Annotated in this window: 14 protein-coding genes, 4 tRNA genes and 2 pseudogenes; 7 read left to right on the forward strand and 13 right to left on the reverse strand. The window is 57.7% G+C overall.

Annotation, left to right across the window (positions count from 1 at the left end; genetic code table 11):
- Positions 1 to 63 precede the first annotated feature (63 nt).
- Positions 64 to 2145: a carboxy terminal-processing peptidase gene (locus tag ABTV22_RS21595; protein ID WP_433736505.1), complete on the forward strand. Its 2082-nt coding sequence runs from the start codon at positions 64 to 66 to the stop codon at positions 2143 to 2145.
- Between the two features lie 144 nt (positions 2146 to 2289).
- Positions 2290 to 4080, forward strand: coding sequence for a bifunctional diguanylate cyclase/phosphodiesterase (locus ABTV22_RS21600; RefSeq protein ID WP_433736506.1), 1791 nt, complete (start codon positions 2290 to 2292; stop codon positions 4078 to 4080).
- A gap of 145 nt (positions 4081 to 4225) precedes the next feature.
- On the opposite strand, the gene ABTV22_RS21605 is transcribed toward ABTV22_RS21600, so the two are convergent.
- From ABTV22_RS21605 to ABTV22_RS21645, 9 genes are all read right to left on the reverse strand, one after another.
- Entirely contained in the window at positions 4226 to 4555 is a 330-nt protein-coding gene (locus ABTV22_RS21605; protein ID WP_433736507.1) for a hypothetical protein, read from the reverse strand.
- Between the two features lie 484 nt (positions 4556 to 5039).
- The gene (locus tag ABTV22_RS21610; RefSeq protein WP_433736508.1) at positions 5040 to 6023 is read right to left on the reverse strand and encodes a tetratricopeptide repeat protein; all 984 of its coding nucleotides are present in this window, start codon (positions 6021 to 6023) and stop codon (positions 5040 to 5042) included.
- A 124-nt stretch (positions 6024 to 6147) separates the two neighbouring features.
- Positions 6148 to 6498 (reverse strand): hypothetical protein, encoded by a 351-nt coding sequence (locus tag ABTV22_RS21615; protein ID WP_433736509.1) that lies wholly within the window; start codon positions 6496 to 6498, stop codon positions 6148 to 6150.
- Complete coding sequence (locus ABTV22_RS21620) at positions 6498 to 11270, reverse strand: RHS repeat-associated core domain-containing protein (protein WP_433736510.1); 4773 nt, start codon at positions 11268 to 11270, stop codon at positions 6498 to 6500. The genes ABTV22_RS21615 and ABTV22_RS21620 overlap by 1 nt, the downstream gene beginning before the upstream one ends.
- A gap of 222 nt (positions 11271 to 11492) precedes the next feature.
- Positions 11493 to 11900 (reverse strand): sel1 repeat family protein, encoded by a 408-nt coding sequence (locus ABTV22_RS21625; protein WP_433736511.1) that lies wholly within the window; start codon positions 11898 to 11900, stop codon positions 11493 to 11495.
- The gene (locus ABTV22_RS21630; protein ID WP_003223109.1) at positions 11901 to 12272 is read right to left on the reverse strand and encodes a hypothetical protein; all 372 of its coding nucleotides are present in this window, start codon (positions 12270 to 12272) and stop codon (positions 11901 to 11903) included.
- Positions 12269 to 12610: a helix-turn-helix domain-containing protein gene (locus ABTV22_RS21635; RefSeq protein ID WP_433736512.1), complete on the reverse strand. Its 342-nt coding sequence runs from the start codon at positions 12608 to 12610 to the stop codon at positions 12269 to 12271. The genes ABTV22_RS21630 and ABTV22_RS21635 overlap by 4 nt, the downstream gene beginning before the upstream one ends.
- Before the next feature lie 114 nt (positions 12611 to 12724).
- On the reverse strand, positions 12725 to 13180 hold the full coding sequence (locus ABTV22_RS21640; RefSeq protein WP_433736513.1) for a YkvA family protein: 456 nt from the start codon (positions 13178 to 13180) through the stop codon (positions 12725 to 12727).
- Positions 13181 to 13473: 293 nt separating this feature from the next.
- A complete protein-coding gene (locus ABTV22_RS21645) occupies positions 13474 to 14187 on the reverse strand; it encodes an FKBP-type peptidyl-prolyl cis-trans isomerase (protein WP_433736514.1) in 714 nt (237 codons plus the stop codon).
- Positions 14188 to 14455: 268 nt separating this feature from the next.
- Between ABTV22_RS21645 and ABTV22_RS21650 the strand changes: the two are divergent.
- Both ABTV22_RS21650 and ABTV22_RS21655 read left to right on the forward strand, forming a co-directional pair.
- Positions 14456 to 15166 (forward strand): annotated as a pseudogene (locus ABTV22_RS21650) (di-heme-cytochrome C peroxidase); the annotation flags it as partial.
- Positions 15167 to 15168: 2 nt separating this feature from the next.
- Positions 15169 to 15348: pseudogene (locus ABTV22_RS21655) on the forward strand (catalase family protein); the annotation flags it as partial.
- A gap of 209 nt (positions 15349 to 15557) precedes the next feature.
- On the opposite strand, the gene ABTV22_RS21660 reads toward ABTV22_RS21655, so the two are convergent.
- The 4 genes from ABTV22_RS21660 to ABTV22_RS21675 form a co-directional block, all read right to left on the reverse strand.
- Positions 15558 to 15634: transfer RNA gene (locus ABTV22_RS21660), tRNA-Asp, on the reverse strand.
- A 15-nt stretch (positions 15635 to 15649) separates the two neighbouring features.
- A tRNA-Val gene (locus ABTV22_RS21665) sits at positions 15650 to 15725 on the reverse strand.
- Between the two features lie 188 nt (positions 15726 to 15913).
- Positions 15914 to 15990 (reverse strand) — tRNA-Asp (locus ABTV22_RS21670).
- A gap of 19 nt (positions 15991 to 16009) precedes the next feature.
- Positions 16010 to 16085, reverse strand: a tRNA-Val gene (locus tag ABTV22_RS21675).
- 160 nt (positions 16086 to 16245) lie between these two features.
- Between ABTV22_RS21675 and rdgC the strand changes: the two genes are divergently transcribed.
- The 3 genes from rdgC to sugE all read left to right on the forward strand — a co-directional run bounded on the left by rdgC (position 16246) and on the right by sugE (position 18721).
- Complete coding sequence (rdgC, locus tag ABTV22_RS21680) at positions 16246 to 17166, forward strand: recombination-associated protein RdgC (protein WP_433736515.1); 921 nt, start codon at positions 16246 to 16248, stop codon at positions 17164 to 17166.
- Positions 17167 to 17322: 156 nt separating this feature from the next.
- Positions 17323 to 18288 (forward strand): bile acid:sodium symporter family protein, encoded by a 966-nt coding sequence (locus ABTV22_RS21685; protein WP_433736516.1) that lies wholly within the window; start codon positions 17323 to 17325, stop codon positions 18286 to 18288.
- A 118-nt stretch (positions 18289 to 18406) separates the two neighbouring features.
- The gene (gene sugE, locus ABTV22_RS21690; protein WP_433736517.1) at positions 18407 to 18721 is read left to right on the forward strand and encodes a quaternary ammonium compound efflux SMR transporter SugE; all 315 of its coding nucleotides are present in this window, start codon (positions 18407 to 18409) and stop codon (positions 18719 to 18721) included.
- Positions 18722 to 18775: the final 54 nt, after the last annotated feature.

Below are 18775 nucleotides of genomic sequence, written 5' to 3' on the forward strand. Positions count from 1 at the left end.
TGGAACCGGCGACTTCAAAGACGGCCTAATATGCGTTATCAATTGTCCCCGCGTCGAATCAACATGAAGCGTTTGTTCCCCAGCACCGCCCTCGCTCTTTTCATCGGTATCGGCCTTTTGCCGCTGTCGAACAGTTCATTCGCAGCCAATAGCTGGGACAAACTTCAACCCGATCGTGACGAAGTCATCGCCAGCCTGAACGTCGTGGAGCTGCTCAAGCGCCACCACTACAGCAAGCCGCCACTCGATGACGCGCGCTCGGTGATCATCTACGACAGCTACCTCAAGTTGCTCGACCCCTCGCGCAGCTATTTCATGGCCAGCGACATTGCCGAATTCGACAAGTGGAAGACTCAGTTCGACGACTTCCTCAAGAGCGGCGACCTCAACGCCGGGTTCACCATCTACAAGCGCTATCTGGACCGCGTCAAGGCGCGTCTGGACTTCGCCCTTGCCGAGCTGAACAAGGGCGTCGACAAGATCGACTTCACCACCAAGGAAACCTTGCTGGTCGACCGCAAGGATGCCCCTTGGCTCAAATCCAACGCCGAGCTTGACGACCTGTGGCGCAAGCGCGTCAAGGACGAAGTCCTGCGCATGAAAATTGCCGGCAAGGACTCCAAGCAGATCCAGGAAACCCTGACCAAGCGCTACAAGAACCAATTGACGCGTCTGGACCAGACCCGCGCGGAAGACATCTTCCAGGCGTACATCAACACCTTCGCTATGTCCTACGACCCGCACACCAACTATCTGTCGCCGGATAACGCGGAAAATTTCGACATCAACATGAGCCTGTCCCTGGAGGGCATCGGCGCCGTGTTGCAGAGCGATAACGACCAAGTGAAAGTCGTACGTCTGGTGCCGGCAGGCCCGGCGGACAAGACCAAGCAGGTCGCCCCGGCCGACAAGATCATCGGCGTTGCCCAGGGCAACAAAGAGATGGTTGACGTGGTCGGCTGGCGACTGGACGAGGTGGTCAAGCTGATTCGCGGCCCGAAAGGCACCGTGGTGCGCCTGGAAGTGATCCCGGCCAGCAATGCGCCGAACGACCAGACCAGCAAGATCGTGCCGATCACCCGCGAAGCGGTGAAGCTTGAAGACCAGGCCGTGAAGAAGTCGGTGCTCAACCTCAAGCAGGATGGCAAGGACTACAAACTCGGCGTCATCGAGATCCCGGCGTTCTATCTGGACTTCAAGGCATTCCGTGCCGGCGATCCGGATTACAAGAGCACCACCCGCGACGTCAAGAAACTGCTGACCGAACTGCAGAAAGAGAAAGTCGACGGCGTGGTCATCGACCTGCGCAACAACGGCGGCGGCTCCTTGCAGGAAGCCACGGAGCTGACCAGCCTGTTCATCGACAAAGGTCCGACCGTCCTGGTGCGTAACGCCGATGGCCGCGTCGATGTACTTGAAGATGAAAACCCGGGCGCGTTCTACAAAGGCCCGATGGCATTGCTGGTCAACCGCTTGTCCGCCTCGGCTTCGGAGATTTTTGCCGGTGCCATGCAGGACTACCACCGCGCATTGATCATCGGCGGCCAGACCTTCGGCAAAGGCACCGTGCAGACCATCCAACCGCTCAACCATGGCGAACTGAAACTGACCCTGGCCAAGTTCTACCGGGTTTCCGGCCAGAGCACCCAGCATCAGGGCGTACTGCCGGACATCGATTACCCGTCGATCATCGACACCAAGGAAATCGGCGAAAGCGCCCTGCCGGAAGCCATGCCGTGGGACACCATCCGCGCGGCGATCAAGCCTGCGGTCGACCCGTTCAAACCGTACATCACCCAGCTCAAGTCCGAGCATGATGTGCGTACGGCCAAGGACGCGGAGTTCGTGTTTATCCGCGACAAATTGGCCCTGGCTCAGAAGCTGATGGCGGAAAAAACCGTCAGCCTCAATGAAGCCGACCGCCGTGCCCAACACGCGGACATCGAAGCCAAACAACTGGCCATGGAGAACATCCGTCGCAAAGCCAAAGGCGAAGAGCCGCTCAAAGAGCTGAAGAAAGAAGACGAAGACGCTGCGGCAGCCGAGCCGGACAAGGTCAAGCCAGAAGACGATGCCTACCTCAGCGAGACCGGTCGCATCCTGCTGGATTACCTCAAACTCAACACGGCGGTGGCCAAGCACTGAGTGTTTACCCACAAGTGATGGCAATTTAATGCTGACGCTCCCCGGAGCGTCATCAAACAGTCATCATCCTGTCGTGAAATAAAGGACTGGGCGTGCTCTTTACCGAGAGCACGCCCAGTCCTTTTTTTATCGCCAGAGATCGCCATGACCACAACCGAACAGCTGAGTGCCTTGAGCTCAATCCTGACTCAAGGTGGTTTGCACAGCCTGTTCCAGCCAATCATTTGCCTCTCCGAGCGACGGATTCTGGGCTACGAAGCCCTCAGTCGCGGCCCGTCCAACAGCCCGCTGCACTCCCCCATCGCCTTGTTTGCCGTCGCCCGCCAGGCCGAGCGCTTGAGCGAACTGGAAATCGCCTGTCGGCAGAGCGCATGCCGACGCTTCAACGATCAACAACTGCCCGGCAAACTCTTCCTCAACGTTTCCCCCGAGTCCCTGCTCGAAGCCGCACACCAACCGGGTCGCACCTTGCAGCTGCTGCAGGATTTCGGCATCCCGCCGAGCCAGGTGGTGATCGAACTCACTGAACAGACCCCCATCGACGACTTCCAGTTGTTGCAAACCGCACTGCATCACTACCGGGCGATGGGTTTTTCCATTGCCTTGGATGATCTGGGTGCGGGGTATTCAAGTCTGCGCCTGTGGTCGGAACTGCGCCCGGATTACGTAAAGATCGACCGGCACTTCATCGACGGCATTCACCAGGATGCGCTCAAGCGCGAATTCGTCGGCTCGATCCTGCAAATCGCCAAGGCCTCGCGGGCGCAGGTAATTGCCGAAGGCATCGAGTTGCCGGAAGAGTTGGCCGTGCTGACCGAAATGGGCGTCGATCTGGTCCAGGGCTATTTGCTTTGCCGCCCTCAGGAACACCCGCCCCGGGATGCCAGGACCTTGATGCCGCGCCAGGACAACACCGCCATGGTGTTGAACGATGAAGCCAGCGACCTCACTGCGCTGCTTAACGACCAGCCCGCAGTGGGTCGCCACACGCCGACCGCCGACGTCCTCGAAGCTTTTCGCCGCCAGGCCAACCTGAACTCGCTGGCAGTGCTGGACGAGCTAGGTCAGCCTTGCGGTATCGTCCACCGACATTCGCTCTCTGATGCCTTGCTCAAGCCGTTTGCCACCGACCTGTTTGCCCGCAAGCCCATCAGCCGCCTGATGAGCGATGACTTCCTCGCCGTCGAGATGAGCCAGTCGCTGCAACAGGTTAGCCGCTTGATCACCAGCCGCGCCCGGCAACGCATCGAAGAAGATTTCATCATCACCCTTAACGGCAGCTATCTGGGCCTGGGCCGGGTGATCGATGTGCTCAAACTGATCACCGAACTGAAAATCCAACAAGCCCGCTACGCCAACCCGCTAACGCTGTTGCCAGGCAACGTACCGATCCAGCAATGCCTCACGCGGCTGCTGCAACAGCAACGCGAATCGGTGATTTGCTACGTCGACATCGACAGCTTCAAACCCTTCAACGATATCTACGGCTACGGCCGCGGCGACGAAGTCCTGTTGTGCCTGGCGCAATGCCTGAACGACCGTGTCGACCCGTCCCGCGACTTCGTCGGCCACATCGGCGGTGATGATTTCCTGCTGGTACTCGGCCCGGAAGACTGGCGCAAACGTTTGAACCAACTGCTGGACGACTTCCAGAGTCAGTGTCGACGCTTCTACCGCAACGAACACCTCGAAGCCGGCTGCTTCACCGCCCCCAACCGCCAGGGCGTACGCCAGGAATTTCCATTGCTGTCCCTGTCCATTGGCGTGGTGCATTTGCATCCAGAAGCTTGTGAGGCAATTGATGCCAGCCAGTTAGCGGAGATGGCATCGCAGGCCAAGCACCACGCGAAGAATGTGCCGGGGTATAGCGTGCATGTGATTGATAGTCTGGTGATGCCGCTGCCTGAAGTCGAATGGCTCACAGGTCATCGCTGAATCATCTGACGCCTTCGCGGGCAAGCCACGCTCCTACAGGTCCAGGTCGTATGCCATTTTTGTGAACGACACATACCTGTAGGAGCGAGGCTCGCCCGCGATGACGCCCGTTCAATCAACACAAACTTCGAAGATTAATTGCTAGCTAAGCGCCAGCCGAAGCCCGCCCCCGCAACCGCCGCCCCACCACATCCAACACATCACACCCATCCCGCAACGGAATGGCACACAACAAAGCAAAATCACTGAGAATGAAAGACTCACACTCGACCGAACCACGCATGGACAGATTTTCCAGCACTTGGGTGACGGCGCGAATTCGATAGCCCGCGGCATCGGTCAAAACTTCGAGCGGCGCGTGGGTATCGACGAACAGGGTGGGCATGTCGTTGCAGTTGCTGGTGAGGGCCATGAAGCGGTTTTCGGGATGGGGGGCTGGTTTTTCGTAGGATGGATCGGGATGAAGACTTTTCATTGTTCAAACCTCTGGTAGCGAAATGGACGCCCCCACCGACCTTCCTACAGGCTTGGGTGGCAGCTATACGCGGGGTAGGAATACCGAGACCAGAGCACTCGGCCACACCGAAGCATGCCCGCGCACAGCCGCCGCAAATGATCTTACGGATGTACATTGCTAACCATAAATCAGATATTGACGCCAAAACGTTATTCTAGTCTTCAAGGGTTCCTACGCCCTACCCCCGAAATTGCGGGGGCAGCTAAAGACTATCCATGGAATCCGCGTCGCACCAGTTCATGGAAATCTCTAGAACTTGAAGGAAATCTCCTAGGACATTGCCCGAAAATTTCGCACGGCGCACGTTAAAAACATATGCCCGCGTCTTTCGCCAGTTCGACGATGAACAATACTTACTCCGCTACTACTTCCAAAAACCACAATCGACCGCACACGCATTGTACCAATTACATTGTTAAATGTGCGCCAACATAATTACCCTTTATCGTAGCCCTTCCAACTCTTTTATCGCAGGAGGGTGCCATCTATCTGCTGAGCGCTTGAACCAACACTTCGCCTTACTTTCATCTTGCGGCACACCGTTCAATCCAATCAAATAAATCTTCCCTAACTCATACTGCGCCTTTGGATTTCCAGCTTCGGCAGCCTTTCTAAATAATTCCACCGCCATTTTTTGATCTTGACTACCCCCACCACTTTCCAACAATATTTTCGCTAAACTTTCCTGAGCATACATATCATTCTGAGCAGCAGCTTTGCCAAACCAAACTTTCGCTTCAGCAACGTTCTTTTCTACACCACGACCTTCTTGGTACAACTCTGCTAATTTACCTTGAGCATAAGGCTGGCCATTTTCAGCCGCCTTTCGATACCAATATGCCGCCTTGACATCATCTTTCTGTACACCACCGCTACCACTTTCGTAAAAACTTGACAATCTAATATGTGACCTTACATAGCCTTGGGCTGCGGACTTATTATAAAGCTCCAGAGCCAATTCTTCGTTCTTCGGTATATTTTTCGAAATGGCTCCCCCCTCATACAATTGAGCTAAGCCAAATTGGCCATGAGGATTGCCTTGATCTGCAGAGCGCCGATACCACACAAACGCCTCCTCTTCATCTTTCCGATTCCACGATCTTATAAGAGATTGCCCAAGTGCCGCTTGCGCCTCAGCGTTTCCTTGCTCTGCAGACTTACGATACCAGTAATCTGAAAAATTCTTTCCGATGTCGACAGCGTTGCAGAGATCCTCATGCACTGCATGCCCAAAAGCTAGTTGACTCAAGGCATCACCTTTCAATGCCATTTTATGTAAATCCACAACTTCTGATTCACACCTACCTGCCTCCATTGCAGCAAGCAAATCAATCGGTTGCTCACTCGCAAACCTCCTATTAGAAATCCCCAAAGAAACTGCCAAAACTATCAACCCAACACCAGAAATCCGTAACCAGCCCTTCATTTAAATATTTTCTCAATAAATCAACCATAAAAAATGACAAATTTATTTTGTGCAACTCAATGAGACATCTCGTAAAAAATAAACTCGCCGCCCCTGCAAAATAAAAAACTCGCATCAAGAAAGATCATTCGCCTTCCTTTTGATATCGCTGTAAACACGCCAGCAACACCTTCATAAATTTCGCCTGATCCACAACAGCATCATCAAAGTAAGTAGTCATTCGCTCAAAAACTCGATCAAAATTGTCATTTTCGCTCAAGAAGTAGGCCACCGTATTAATTAAAGTTTCTCTACCCTTCTGTTCATAGGCAAAAAACTCTGGCCTCAGTACCAGATCGAACAAATCAGTGAGCTCTTTCTCATCGTTTACATTCTTAGAAGCAATTAGCGCCTCTCTCTCTTCATCGTCAGCATTTTCTATATCAAACACAAACAGCAGCCCGCGTATATTTTCAATATTGTATAAGTTTTTCATCAATCAAAATCCGCATATGCAGTTTTAGGTCGGCCAGAATTATCTAATATAACTATAGCCTTTGTTTGCTGACCATACTCCAAGTTTCCTCGTTTGAACCCTTCACCAATTTTCTTCCCCATATCGAAAGCTAGGCGAGAAGTCTCCAAATTGGTATATCGCAAGATCAATTGTGCTCTATATATTGAATTAAGCTGATCCCTATGACTAAGAAAATGAGTCGCCGCTGTGGGTATCTTAGGTTGACCCTCTCTCCTTCCGTTGCCATATGTCTCAACTATTCCCGTTGTTGGATTTTTTGCTGATCTAACCCTCTCAAGCTGGGATCGCAAAGTAGTCTGCGCTCCATGTTTTTCTAAGAAATGCCCACCTGGAGTAGCGCGTTCCATCTCGTCCAACCGCCGGTAGGCATTTTCCTCGGCTAGTTCATCAATCCTTTCACGCCGCTGCTCAGCCGTCATTTTCGGCAGCTGCGGTTCACCTTCATCAACTCTAGCGCCAACAACACCATCCGGTGCCGAGCACCCCGCCTTATTCCCCCCCGGACAATTCCCACTCAACCCCAACGGATCCACCCACCCCGTCGGATTGCGCGTGTACTGGTAGGCGTTCAGCCCACCCGCCAGCTTCACCGGGTCCGGCGTCAGATAACGTCCGCTGTCCGGTTGGTAATAGCGGTGGCGGTTGTAGTGCAGGCCGGTTTCGGTGTCGCAGTACTGGCCCTGGAAGCACAGCGGTTGTTCCAACTGTTCGCCACTGCCGTGGGTTAGCTCGCGGAGTTGGCCGTAGGCGCTGTATTGCGCCGACCAGACGATCTCGCCGCTGTGATCGGTGAGTTCCTGCGGGGTGCCGAGGTGGTCGAGTTGGTAGTAGAACGAGCGGGCGTTTTTCGGGCCTTTGCCGTCGAGCAGGGCCAGTGGGCGGAAGCTGTTGGGCTCGTAGAGGTAGCTGCGGTAGTGGGTTTGGCTGCTTTCGGCGACAAGTTGGTCACCTTGCCAGAAGAAGCTGGTGGTGTGGCCGTCGACGGTTTTGTCGATGCGCCGGCCGAAGGCGTCGTAGCGGTAGGACGCCTGGCGGCCGTCCGGCAGGCTGACGCCGATCAGCCGGTGCTGGCTGTCGTAGCGGTAGTCGGTGGTGTGTTGGCCGCGACGTTCGCGGATCAGGTTGCCGAAGGCGTCGTAGGCGTAATGGCGGTCGCCGTGGCGCAGCAGGCGGTTGCCCTTGAGGTGCCAGGGGCCGGGGCGGTCGTGGATCAGCAGGTTGCCGGCCGGGTCGTGGCTGAAGTGCTCCGGGGTTTGTTCGCGGGCGTGGTGCACCCGGGTCAGGCGCTCGAGCGGGTCGTACTGGTAGCGGCGCAGGCCGTGGCGGGTGTCGCCGATGTGCAGGAGGTTGCCGTTGGCGGCGTAGGCATAATCGCGGCGGTACAGTTGACGCTGGTGTTGGCTGACAGCGTGGGCCTGCAAGCGCCCCTGATCGTCGTAGGCATAATCGCTGTGCAGCCGGCCTTGCTGGCGCTGGCGTTCGCGACCGAATTCGAACTGATGAGCGGTGAGACGCGTGCCATTAAGGTCGATGGCGCTCAGCGCTCCACCTTTAGCGCGGTGATATTGCAGGCGGCTGTTGTCCGGCAGGCGCAGGTGCTGCAACTGACTGCTGGCGTCGTAGCCGTAGCGCAGGGTGCCCCAGCCCTGGTGCTCGGTGATCAGCCGGTCCAGGGCGTCGTACTCGAACGCCAGCGGGTGGTCCTGGCCGTCGTCGACGCTGACCAGCCGCCCCAAGCGGTCATAGCGGTATTCGACCTTGCTCCCGTCGGGCAGGGTCTTGACCAGCAAACGGCCGGCGCTGTCGCGTGCATAGCCGGTGACTAACGACGAACCGTCATCGCCGAATTCGGTCTTTTCCCGCAACTGGCCGTTGAGGTCGTAGGCGTAGGCCGTGCGCCGGCCGTCGAAGCCGGTTTCCTGTCGAATCAAACCACCGGGGGTGTAGTCCAGGCGGTATTTATCGCCGACTTCGTTCTCGATCTCGGTCAGCAACAGCTGCGCGTGGTCGTAGCGGTACTTGAGCTGGGTGCCGTCGGGGTTGATTCGCCGGCTGACCCGGTGCAGGTCGTCGGCGTATTCGTAGCGGGTGACACACTCCAGTTCGTCGCGCTCGGCGGTGACCTGGCCGTAGGCGTTGTAGCTGAAACGACGGCTGGCGCCGCTCGGCAGTGTCGTCTGTAACAGGCGGCCGACCGCGTCCCACTGCTCACGGCTGATGGCGCCGAATGCGTCCTGGGTCGTGGTCCGCCGCCCCAGGGCGTCGTAGGCAAACTGCCGACGCCCGCCGTCGGGCAGGGTTTCCTCGAGCAGTTGGCCGAGGCCGTTCCAGCGCAAGCGATGCAGGCTGCGGTCCGGGTAGCGGATCAGCACCAGGCGGCCTTGCGCGTCGTATTCGTGGTAGGTGCTCTGGCCGTCGGGGTCGATCAGCCAGGTGATGTCGCCCTGGGCATTGCGCTGGTAGGTCCACTTGGCCTGACCGCGATACCGCGCGTGCAGGAAACCGTTGCGGTACTCGTAGGACGTCGGTTCGTCGTCGGGCGGAATCAGCGCGATCAGCCGACCGACTTCGTCGTAGTGGTATTCGGTGACGGCGCCGAGGGCATCCTGTTCGGCGATCAGCCGGCCCTGGGCGTCATAGGTCTTGTGCTGTTCGCCGCCGTCGGCCGCGCGCCGATGCACCAGCCGCGCCTGCTCGTCGTGGACGTAGCGTTCCTGGCTGCCATCGGCGTGCCTGAGCGTCACCCCGCCGTCGTCGTCCCAGGCGTAGCGGGTGTCCATCTGCGCAAAGGACGCCCAATGGCGGATGCAGCGCGCGGCCTTGCCGGAGCGTTGCCACTCCCAGTAGAAACTCGCACCGCCAGCCAGCTGCCGCTGCAGGATGACGTGCTGTTCGTCGTAGTCGTAGCGCTCGGATTCACCAACGGCGTTGCTCGCCGCGATCAGCCGGCCACGGCCGTCGTAGCGGTAGCTGACCAGGGTTTGTTCGGTGCGCCAACCGGGTTCCTGGTCGTCGGCCGGATGCCAGCGTTGGTAGTCGACGGCGATCAGGTGCTGGCGGTCATAGCGCAGGTGCAGGCAGCGCCCGGCACCGTTGTCCAGGCGCTGGATGCGCTCGGCCAGGTCGCGCTGCACGCTCAGCCGGTTGCCGTAGGCGTCGCTGATCGCGCTCAGGCGGCCGTGCTGGAAGTGATAGAAGCGCGGTGATTCACCGGCCAGGGCGAGAATCAGCTCCTCCGGCGTTTCCCCGAGAAAGATCGCCGCCCGCGACAGGCTGTTGTGGATTGCCGGACGCGTCAGAGTCGGCAGCGGAAACGGCGTGCGGCGGTTCTCCGAATCGATCCAGGTGACGCTATCGCCGTCGATCTCCAGGCGCTGGCTCAGCGAATGGCTCCAGCCGAAACCGAGGCCGCTGTCGATTTCCACCGCGCTGGTGCGATACAGGCGGGTGAACTCGAACGGCAGAATCCCGTCGAGCGTGGCATCGGTGAGGGTCAGCAGTTCTTCGCCGGTGACCAGCGATACCGGGCAACCGTGGGTGGCGGTGTGCCCAGCGGGCTCGGCGCTGTCGCCGTTGGGGTTTTTGGCTTGAACCGGAGCGTCGTGGTGAGGTTCGTCTTTCTTCAGCGTGGTGTTGTTGCGCGCGTTCCAGCGCACCTGCATCCGACCTTTTTTCAGCCCCGCTGCGATGCCCCGGGCGGCGACTTTTTTGTAGTGCTCGACGTAGTCAATGACAGTTTTGAGGATCGAGAACAACGCCTCGACCAGCCGCAAAACCGCATTGATCAACTGCGTTCCATGGCGCGCCAAACGCATCGTCAGATACGCAATGCCTGCCCCGGCAGCGGCAAAGGTCAGGACAACCGCGATCAGGATGTCGATCAGCAACTCCACCACCCGCATCGACACAGCCTTGGCCGTTTCACCGGCAATCAAGCTGGGTGGCAGCATTTCCAGCCACAGGCTGGCAGCGCGCAACAGCAAACACAGCGCCGCCTCGTCACTGGCCAGCAGCTGGATTTTCGCCATCGTCTCCGGTGTTTTTTCCGCCAACGCCTTCAACTGAGCAGCGCTGCTACCCAGTCGATCAATAAACTTGCCGGGATCCTGGAGAATGTCCGAAAGGAGATTGATGCCATCCCACACGCCTTCAATTGCAGCCCAACTGCCAGCCAACATCCCGTTGCCCACAGCCAAAAAAGTCGACTGCGACCACTGCGGCCTGAACCCTTCCCACTCGCTGCGCAGCCACTGCTCCAGCGTCTGCGTCAGTCCGTCATAGGATTGGAAAAGCTCATCGAGCTGATTCGGCGTGACCTCGCTCTGCACCCGTACGCGGTAGAACTTGCCCGCCTCTCCCCTGAACTGCCCCTTGCCGTTTTCATCCAACATGACGGGCGTCGACTGACCGCCCTCAACCGCAATCACATCGACCTGAATATTCCCCAGCGCAATGTCGTACACCGACTCGAACTTGCTCTCGATCTGCAGAACTCCGACCTTCGGGCACTGCGCTACCGCCGAGATAAAATCGTCGTCACCACTGCTGACAGCGGTGCTGGTGCTCCCCAACTTGATCACCCGTTCCATGCCCATGAGCGAGGGCAAGTCAGCGGCGTGGCTGAACCTGTCGGCGGTCTGACTGAACCAACGCGAGACCTGTTGGCGATAGAGCGTCAGCGTGTTTGGAAAATGCTCGAGCTCCTGTTCGATCCGGGCGATGTGATCCATCAGCCCACCGATACGCAGGAAGTGACATGTAAAAACGGGTCAAACACGAGCAATCCCTCGCACAGGAAATAGGGCGCGAGGGACTTTGCGGGGGATCAGCGGGGAAAGAAGTCAGATAAGGACGTGTTTCGTGTAGGGCGATTCGCTAAAACCGCTTCGCCCATAAAAAAGTGGCGCAGGAGTTTCCTCCTGCGCCACCCGGATCTGTCAGATAAATCGGTTTTACTCCGTGGAATTGCGCGAGGCCAGTTCCTGAAGTTTTATCGGCGCCAGTGGGTGCCCAGCCTTCGCAGCCATTCGCCAGAACCGAGCCGCTTCGACCGGGTCCGGCGCCTTGCTTGGGGTCCCGGCAAGACTGATCACCCCCACTTGATAAGCCGCTTTGCCATCACCGGCCAATGCCGCCAGGCGCAGCAAACGAATCCCCTCTTCGCGCGCGCCCAGACCAACACCACGAAAGGTCAGGATATGGCCATAAAAACTCTGGGCGCCGACATCGCCCAGGTTCGCCATCCGGGCGAACTGCCCTTCAAGCCAGCTCCAGCCTCGGGGTTGGCGCACAAACCACTGCCAGTGAAACAGCCGGCGAGCAAGCCAGTAATTGACCCGCGCCTTGAGCCTGAAAAACACTCAGGCCTCAGCCGACTCGGGGTATTCGTATTCGAACACCCGCACCACTTCCGAGGCATGCCAGGAAGCGGCAGCGACACCATCGGACGGCCCGGAAAATCGCCCAAGACGCTCGACACACTCGAAGAAACCCGTGCGCGGCAATCGACTCGCCCCCTGGCTGATCACCAACGAACTGCGCAAGGGTTGCTCGGCCTTGGCGTCCAGCGCGGCCAGATGCTCAAGTGCGGCCGTCAGGGTTTGCATGGCGGGCGTGGGCAACTGCAAACGCTCCAACAATGCCCGATAAGTCAGGAGGTGACGCTGACGGCGCGCCTGATCCAGCTCGCCCAGCAATCCGTCCCAATGTTGACGACTGATGCGTACGCTCACGATTCATCCCTCCACCCCGGCACCGTCAATTCCCAGGCCAGGCTGCGGCGAATTGCGGCGTCGGGCTGACGCTCGCCACTTTCGATCATGGCCAGATAAGACGGGCTGATGCCTACCGTGCGGGCGAGCGCCTCGATGGCGATGCCCTTCCCTTCGCGCAAACTGCGTAGTTGATCAAGACCCGGAAGAATCGGGTCCTGGGTTGCCACATTCGGCGTTGGGGCCGGACGCGACGGTGCTTCGTTGATGCCTGCTGCTTTCAGTAATGCCTGATACTGAGCCCATGGCAGAACCGCGTACTCTGGTTCGCCTTCGCGTGTAATTATCTGAATATCCATGACTACCCCGTAGGACAACAACACTTAGCGAGTCGGCACTTTTCCTTTGAAGTGTAATCCTAACAGCGGCTAAGGTCGCGGGGGGTATCTATCTATAGATGAGAGTTGTTCGGCTCAACGTTTTTTCGGTCCCTGAAGTTGGAGTTGTTCAGGCGTATCAGGCAAGCGTTCGACCACCGCGAGTTTCTCGGGCACCTGACGATTGCGCCAGACGCGAAAGGCATTGAGTTCATCATCGAGAACTTTCATCAGCCACCCCAGAACAGCGATGTCATCGAGCATGCCGAACACGGGAAGGAAGTCCGGAATCGCGTCCAGCGGACTGAGGAAGTACATCAAGCCGGCTACAACCGATACTACGGCCTTGGGACTGATCGCACGGTACTCACCGCGCCAGTACGCCAGGCAAAGTGCCTGCAACAGGCTCAGATCATCCTTGAGCTTGCCCAGTCGGTTACCCTGATTGGCCGCTTTATTGGCCACCGCGAACAGCAAGGTCGGCAAGCGCCCACGTGCCAGCAGGCGTCCTGCCAAGGGCAAGAAACGAGCAAAATTCCAAGGTGCTTTCATGGGGTTCTCCCGCGCGAATGTTATCCACACAAATTGTGGATAACCTTGTGAACAGAGCTGCTTTTCACGGCTGAAAGCCCCGCTGCACAAGGGCTGAGCTTAGATCGGGCGTTTTTTACTCATCAAAAAAAACCCAATAATTCATTGACTTGGCGCTCTGGCGCGGTTAGCGCCGCTCTCACAATGGCTATGACTACAGCCTGCAACATCTGTTCGATTTGTTTACCCGTACCGCACGCCAGATGCAACAACGCCCCGCATGAGCGAGGCGTTGTTTTTAAAGCAGACGCTGATTACTTGGCGGCGTCTTCTTTTGCTGGATCCTTGATGGCCAGCAGTTCCAGGTCGAATACCAGCACCGAGTTGGCTGGAATCGCCGGGCTTGGGCTTTGCGCGCCGTAAGCCAGATCGCTTGGAATGTACAACTTGTACTTCTCGCCGACGTGCATCAGTTGCAGGCCTTCGACCCAACCTGGAATCACACCGCTGACCGGCAGATCGATCGGGCTGCCGCGCTCGACGGAGCTGTCGAAAACGGTGCCATTGGTCAGCTTGCCGGTGTAGTGAACAGTCACGACGTCAGTCGGCTTGGGCTGAGGACCATCGGCTTTCTTTTCCACTTCGTACTGCAAGCCGGAAGCGGTGGTTACGACGCCAGCTTTCTTGGCGTTTTCTTCGAGGAATTTCTTGCCAGCGGCTGCCGACTCTTCGCTCATCTTGGCCATACGCTCTTCGGCACGCTTTTGCAGTGCTGCGAAGGCTTCAACCAGCTCCTCGTCTTTGAGCTTCTGCTCTTTCTTGCCAACGGCATCTTCGATGCCCTGGGCTACGGCTTTGGAATCCAGGTCATCCATGCCTTCCTGAGCCAGGCTCTTGCCCATGTTCAGGCCAATGCCGTAGGAAGCTTTTTGCGCCGGGGTTTTCAGCTCTACGCTGGTCTGCGAGTCACAACCCGCGAGTACCAGGCTAACCAGGGCCACCGCCGCCGCCAACCGATGCTGTTTCATGCTATTTCCTTGTTCATTCGCCTAAAGGGCAATCGAGTAAAGCCGCGAGCTTATCAGGCGGCCACGACCAATGGCTACCGGCATGAGAGCCAGAGATTTCTGATAAGTTCAGGTGTTTAAACGCTTTTCGCAGTGTAGATGATGAAACTTCTGTCATCTCGCTCCCACACAGACAAATTCTTCATCCCTCACATCTGGCGTAATGGCCACTTGCTGCCCATTGGGTGCCCAGGCATAACGGGAGAACAAATCGACAAGGATGTTCATCTTGCGCCTGATTATCCGCTTGTTGGTGCTGATCGTTGGCCTATTGAGCGTGGGCTTGGCCGTGGTTCTGTACTACGTTGCCAACCCGAAACTGCCGCTTTGGACACCCGCGCAACAGGTGAATTACCTGGATCAGTGGAGCGCCGACGACCGCCAAACCTATTACTTCACGCCCCAGGGCACTCAGGTCAAAGGCTTGCGTTATGACTGGTTCACGGCCCTTGAACTGCCCTTCTCACAGCAACGTTTCGCCGCCCCTGAATATCTAGCGCGCTTCGGTTTCCTGATCGACCCCAAGCAGAAACCCACACCGAACAACCCCGGCAACCTGCCCGTCGGTTTCGCCCGACATCAAAATCCTGGCAGCCCCGATGCATTTCTGGATATTACCTGCGCCGCCTGTCACACCGGAGAACTTCGTTTCAAAGGGCAAGCCGTACGTATCGATGGCGGCTCCGCACAGCATGTACTGCCCTCCAGCGTTCCTACACTCAAAGGTGGCAGTTTCGGACAAGCCTTGGTGGCGAGCCTGGCCTCGACTTACTACAACCCATGGAAGTTCGAACGCTTCGCCCGCAAAGTGCTGGGCCCTGACTACGAGGTTCGACACGAGCAACTGCGCAAGGAATTCAAAGGCTCGCTCGATACCTTCTTCAAAGCGGCCTGGAACGACACCCATCGCGGACTCTACCCGACCGAAGAAGGCCCCGGGGCGTAACCGTACCCGCGCAGGACTTCGACACACCGGCGCTGAACCTGCAGTGTGACAATCAGTCTTTCAATCCATGGTTTGGTATTGAGGCGCATCGCCCGATTGGCGGCATCAACCGGCTGCGTAAAGCCGTTTATGAGGCTGTCAGTGATTACCGACATGCTCGCAATGCGGGGCAATAAACCAACATCGAACTGTAGGAGCGAGCATGCTCGCGAAGAAACTGAGAACACCGCAGAGTGTCTGGCATCCCGCGTTATCGTTGACGACCATCGCGAGCATGCTCGCTCCTACAGGGACATGGACTGTCAAATCCCAGACGACAAAAAGCCCGCACAAGGCGGGCTTTCTGTGTGGTGACCTGGCGTTCAGTGTTCCAGGTTACCGAATATGGCGCAGCGGACGGGACTCGAACCCGCGACCCCCGGCGTGACAGGCCGGTATTCTAACCGACTGAACTACCGCTGCGCGTAGCGTTGAAAGTGGTGGGTGATGACGGGATCGAACCGCCGACATTCTGCTTGTAAGGCAGACGCTCTCCCAGCTGAGCTAATCACCCTTTACCTTCGTTGCGGGGCGCATTATGCCACAGGTTTTCGTAAAGTGTTGATTTAATTGATAAATTTTTCAAAAAAATCTGAAAACCGGTGAAACGATGCAAACCGCGAAACAACAGACAGAAAAAAACCCGCATCAGCGGGCTTTTTCCGTGGTGACCTGGCGTTCAGTGTTCCAGGTTACCGAATATGGCGCAGCGGACGGGACTCGAACCCGCGACCCCCGGCGTGACAGGCCGGTATTCTAACCGACTGAACTACCGCTGCGCGTAACACTGAATGCGAATGGTGGGTGATGACGGGATCGAACCGCCGACATTCTGCTTGTAAGGCAGACGCTCTCCCAGCTGAGCTAATCACCCTTCACGTTCGGTGTGGCGCGCATTCTACGGAGCGACCCTACCTCTGGCAAGCACTTTTTTAATTAATTTTTTCATGCCTTCCAAAGGCTTAGAGAAGGGTTGGCCTATGACACACGGAGGACAATAATGCCCCCCTTTGTATAAAGGAGAGAGTCACCCCATGTGGTTCAAGAACCTGCTTATCTATCGCCTGACCCAAGATCTGCCTGTTGATGCCGAGGCGTTGGAAACTGCACTGGCCACCAAACTGGCGCGCCCATGTGCAAGCCAGGAGTTGACCACCTACGGTTTCGTCGCACCGTTCGGCAAGGGCGAAGATGCACCGCTGGTTCATGTCAGCGGTGACTTCCTGCTGATCAGTGCGCGCAAGGAAGAACGCATTCTTCCGGGGAGCGTCGTGCGTGATGCGGTGAAGGAAAAGGTCGAAGAGATCGAAGCCGAGCAAATGCGCAAGGTCTATAAAAAGGAACGCGATCAGATCAAGGATGAAATCGTCCAGGCGTTCCTGCCGCGCGCCTTTATCCGTCGCTCGTCGACCTTCGCCGCCATTGCGCCCAAGCAAGGCCTGATCCTGGTCAACTCGGCCAGCCCCAAGCGCGCCGAAGACCTGCTGTCGACCCTGCGTGAAGTGATTGGCACCCTGCCCGTTCGCCCTTTGACCGTGAAAATGTCTCCGACCGCCACCATGACCGAGTGGGTCACCACCCAGAAAGCCGCGGACGATTTCTTCGTGCTGGACGAGTGCGAACTGCGCGATACCCACGAAGACGGCGGCATCGTGCGCTGCAAGCGCCAGGACCTGACCAGCGAAGAAATCCAGCTGCACCTGAGCACCGGCAAAGTGGTCACGCAGTTGTCGCTGGCGTGGCAGGACAAACTGTCCTTCGTCCTCGACGACAAAATGGTGGTCAAGCGCCTGAAGTTCGAAGACCTGTTGCAAGACCAGGCGGAACAGGACGGTGGCGACGAAGCCCTCGGCCAGCTGGACGCCAGCTTCACTCTGATGATGCTGACCTTCGGCGATTTCCTGCCGGCGCTGGTTGAAGCGCTGGGTGGCGAGGAGACACCACAGGGCATCTGATTGCCTTGATCCTTGGCGTTTGAAAAAGATCGCAGCCTGCGGCAGCTCCTACACAGGGATTCGCATTTCCCTTTAGGAACTGCCGCAGGCTGCGATCTTTTTTATAAGCAGCGTATGCTTAGCTCCCTAACGCTTTTACATAACAAGGAACAAGCCATGCGCGCACTGGCTGCATTGAGTCGTTTTGTCGGCAACACCTTCGCTTACTGGGTTCTGATTTTCGCCGTCGTGGCCTTCCTGCAACCGGCATGGTTCATCGGCCTCAAAGGCGCCATCGTGCCGCTGTTGGGGCTGGTGATGTTCGGCATGGGCCTGACCCTCAAGCTCGAAGACTTCGCCGAAGTCGCTCGTCATCCGTGGCGTGTGGCGTTGGGTGTGGTGGCGCATTTCGTGATCATGCCCGGTGTGGCGTGGTTGCTCTGCCAGGCCTTCCATTTGCCGCCGGAGATTGCCGTCGGAGTGATCCTGGTCGGTTGCTGCCCAAGCGGCACCTCGTCGAACGTGATGACCTGGCTGGCACGCGGGGATCTGGCGCTGTCTGTCGCCATTGCGGCCGTCACTACCCTCCTCGCCCCGTTGTTGACCCCAGCGCTGATCTGGCTGCTGGCGTCGGCCTGGCTGCCGGTCTCGTTCATGGAATTGTTCTGGTCGATCCTGCAAGTGGTACTGCTGCCGATCGTATTGGGTGTCGTTGCCCAGCGTTTGTTGGGTGATCGGGTTCGTCACGCAGTGGACGTGTTGCCGCTGGTGTCGGTAGTGAGCATCGTGATCATCGTTACCGCCGTGGTTGCCGCCAGCCAGGCCAAGATTGCCGAATCCGGCCTGCTGATCATGGCCGTGGTCATGCTGCATAACAGCTTTGGCTACCTGCTGGGTTACTTCACCGGCCGCCTGTTCAAGCTGCCACTGGCCCAGCGCAAATCTCTGGCCCTGGAAGTCGGTATGCAGAACTCGGGGTTGGGTGCCGCCTTGGCCAGCGCGCACTTCTCGCCGCTGGCAGCGGTGCCAAGCGCGCTGTTCAGCGTTTGGCACAACATCTCTGGGGCATTGCTGTCGACGTACTTCCGCCGCATGAGCGAGAAAGAAGACCGCAAAATCGCTGCTCAGCAAGCCACCGACTGATCCAAAACTTGATCCCCGGATTAATGCTGGGCACTATATTGCGCAACGCGAGGACGACCTCGCGGCTCGATCGAGTCATTAATCTGGGGACGACCCCGTCAATCGATGGAGGTCTCTCATGTCCTGGATCATTCTGTTTTTCGCCGGCCTGTTCGAAGTCGGCTGGGCCGTAGGCCTGAAGTACACCGACGGTTTCAGCCGTCCGCTCCCCACCGCCCTCACCGTCGCGGCCATGGCTGTCAGCCTTGGCTTGTTGGGCCTTGCCATGAAGGAATTGCCGCTGGGCACGGCCTATGCGATCTGGACCGGCGTGGGTGCCGTGGGCACGGTGATTGCCGGGATCATTTTGTTCGGTGAGTCGATGGCACTGGTGCGGTTGGCCAGTGTGGCGTTGATCGTCACCGGGTTGATTGGGCTCAAGGTTAGCGCTTAACCGAGAGACTGCCTTCGCGGGCAAGCCTCGCGCCTACAGGCTTACATCGATCCT

This window comes from Pseudomonas putida (genome assembly GCF_050990305.1).
GTDB classification, from domain to species: Bacteria; Pseudomonadota; Gammaproteobacteria; order Pseudomonadales; family Pseudomonadaceae; genus Aquipseudomonas; species Aquipseudomonas putida_AH.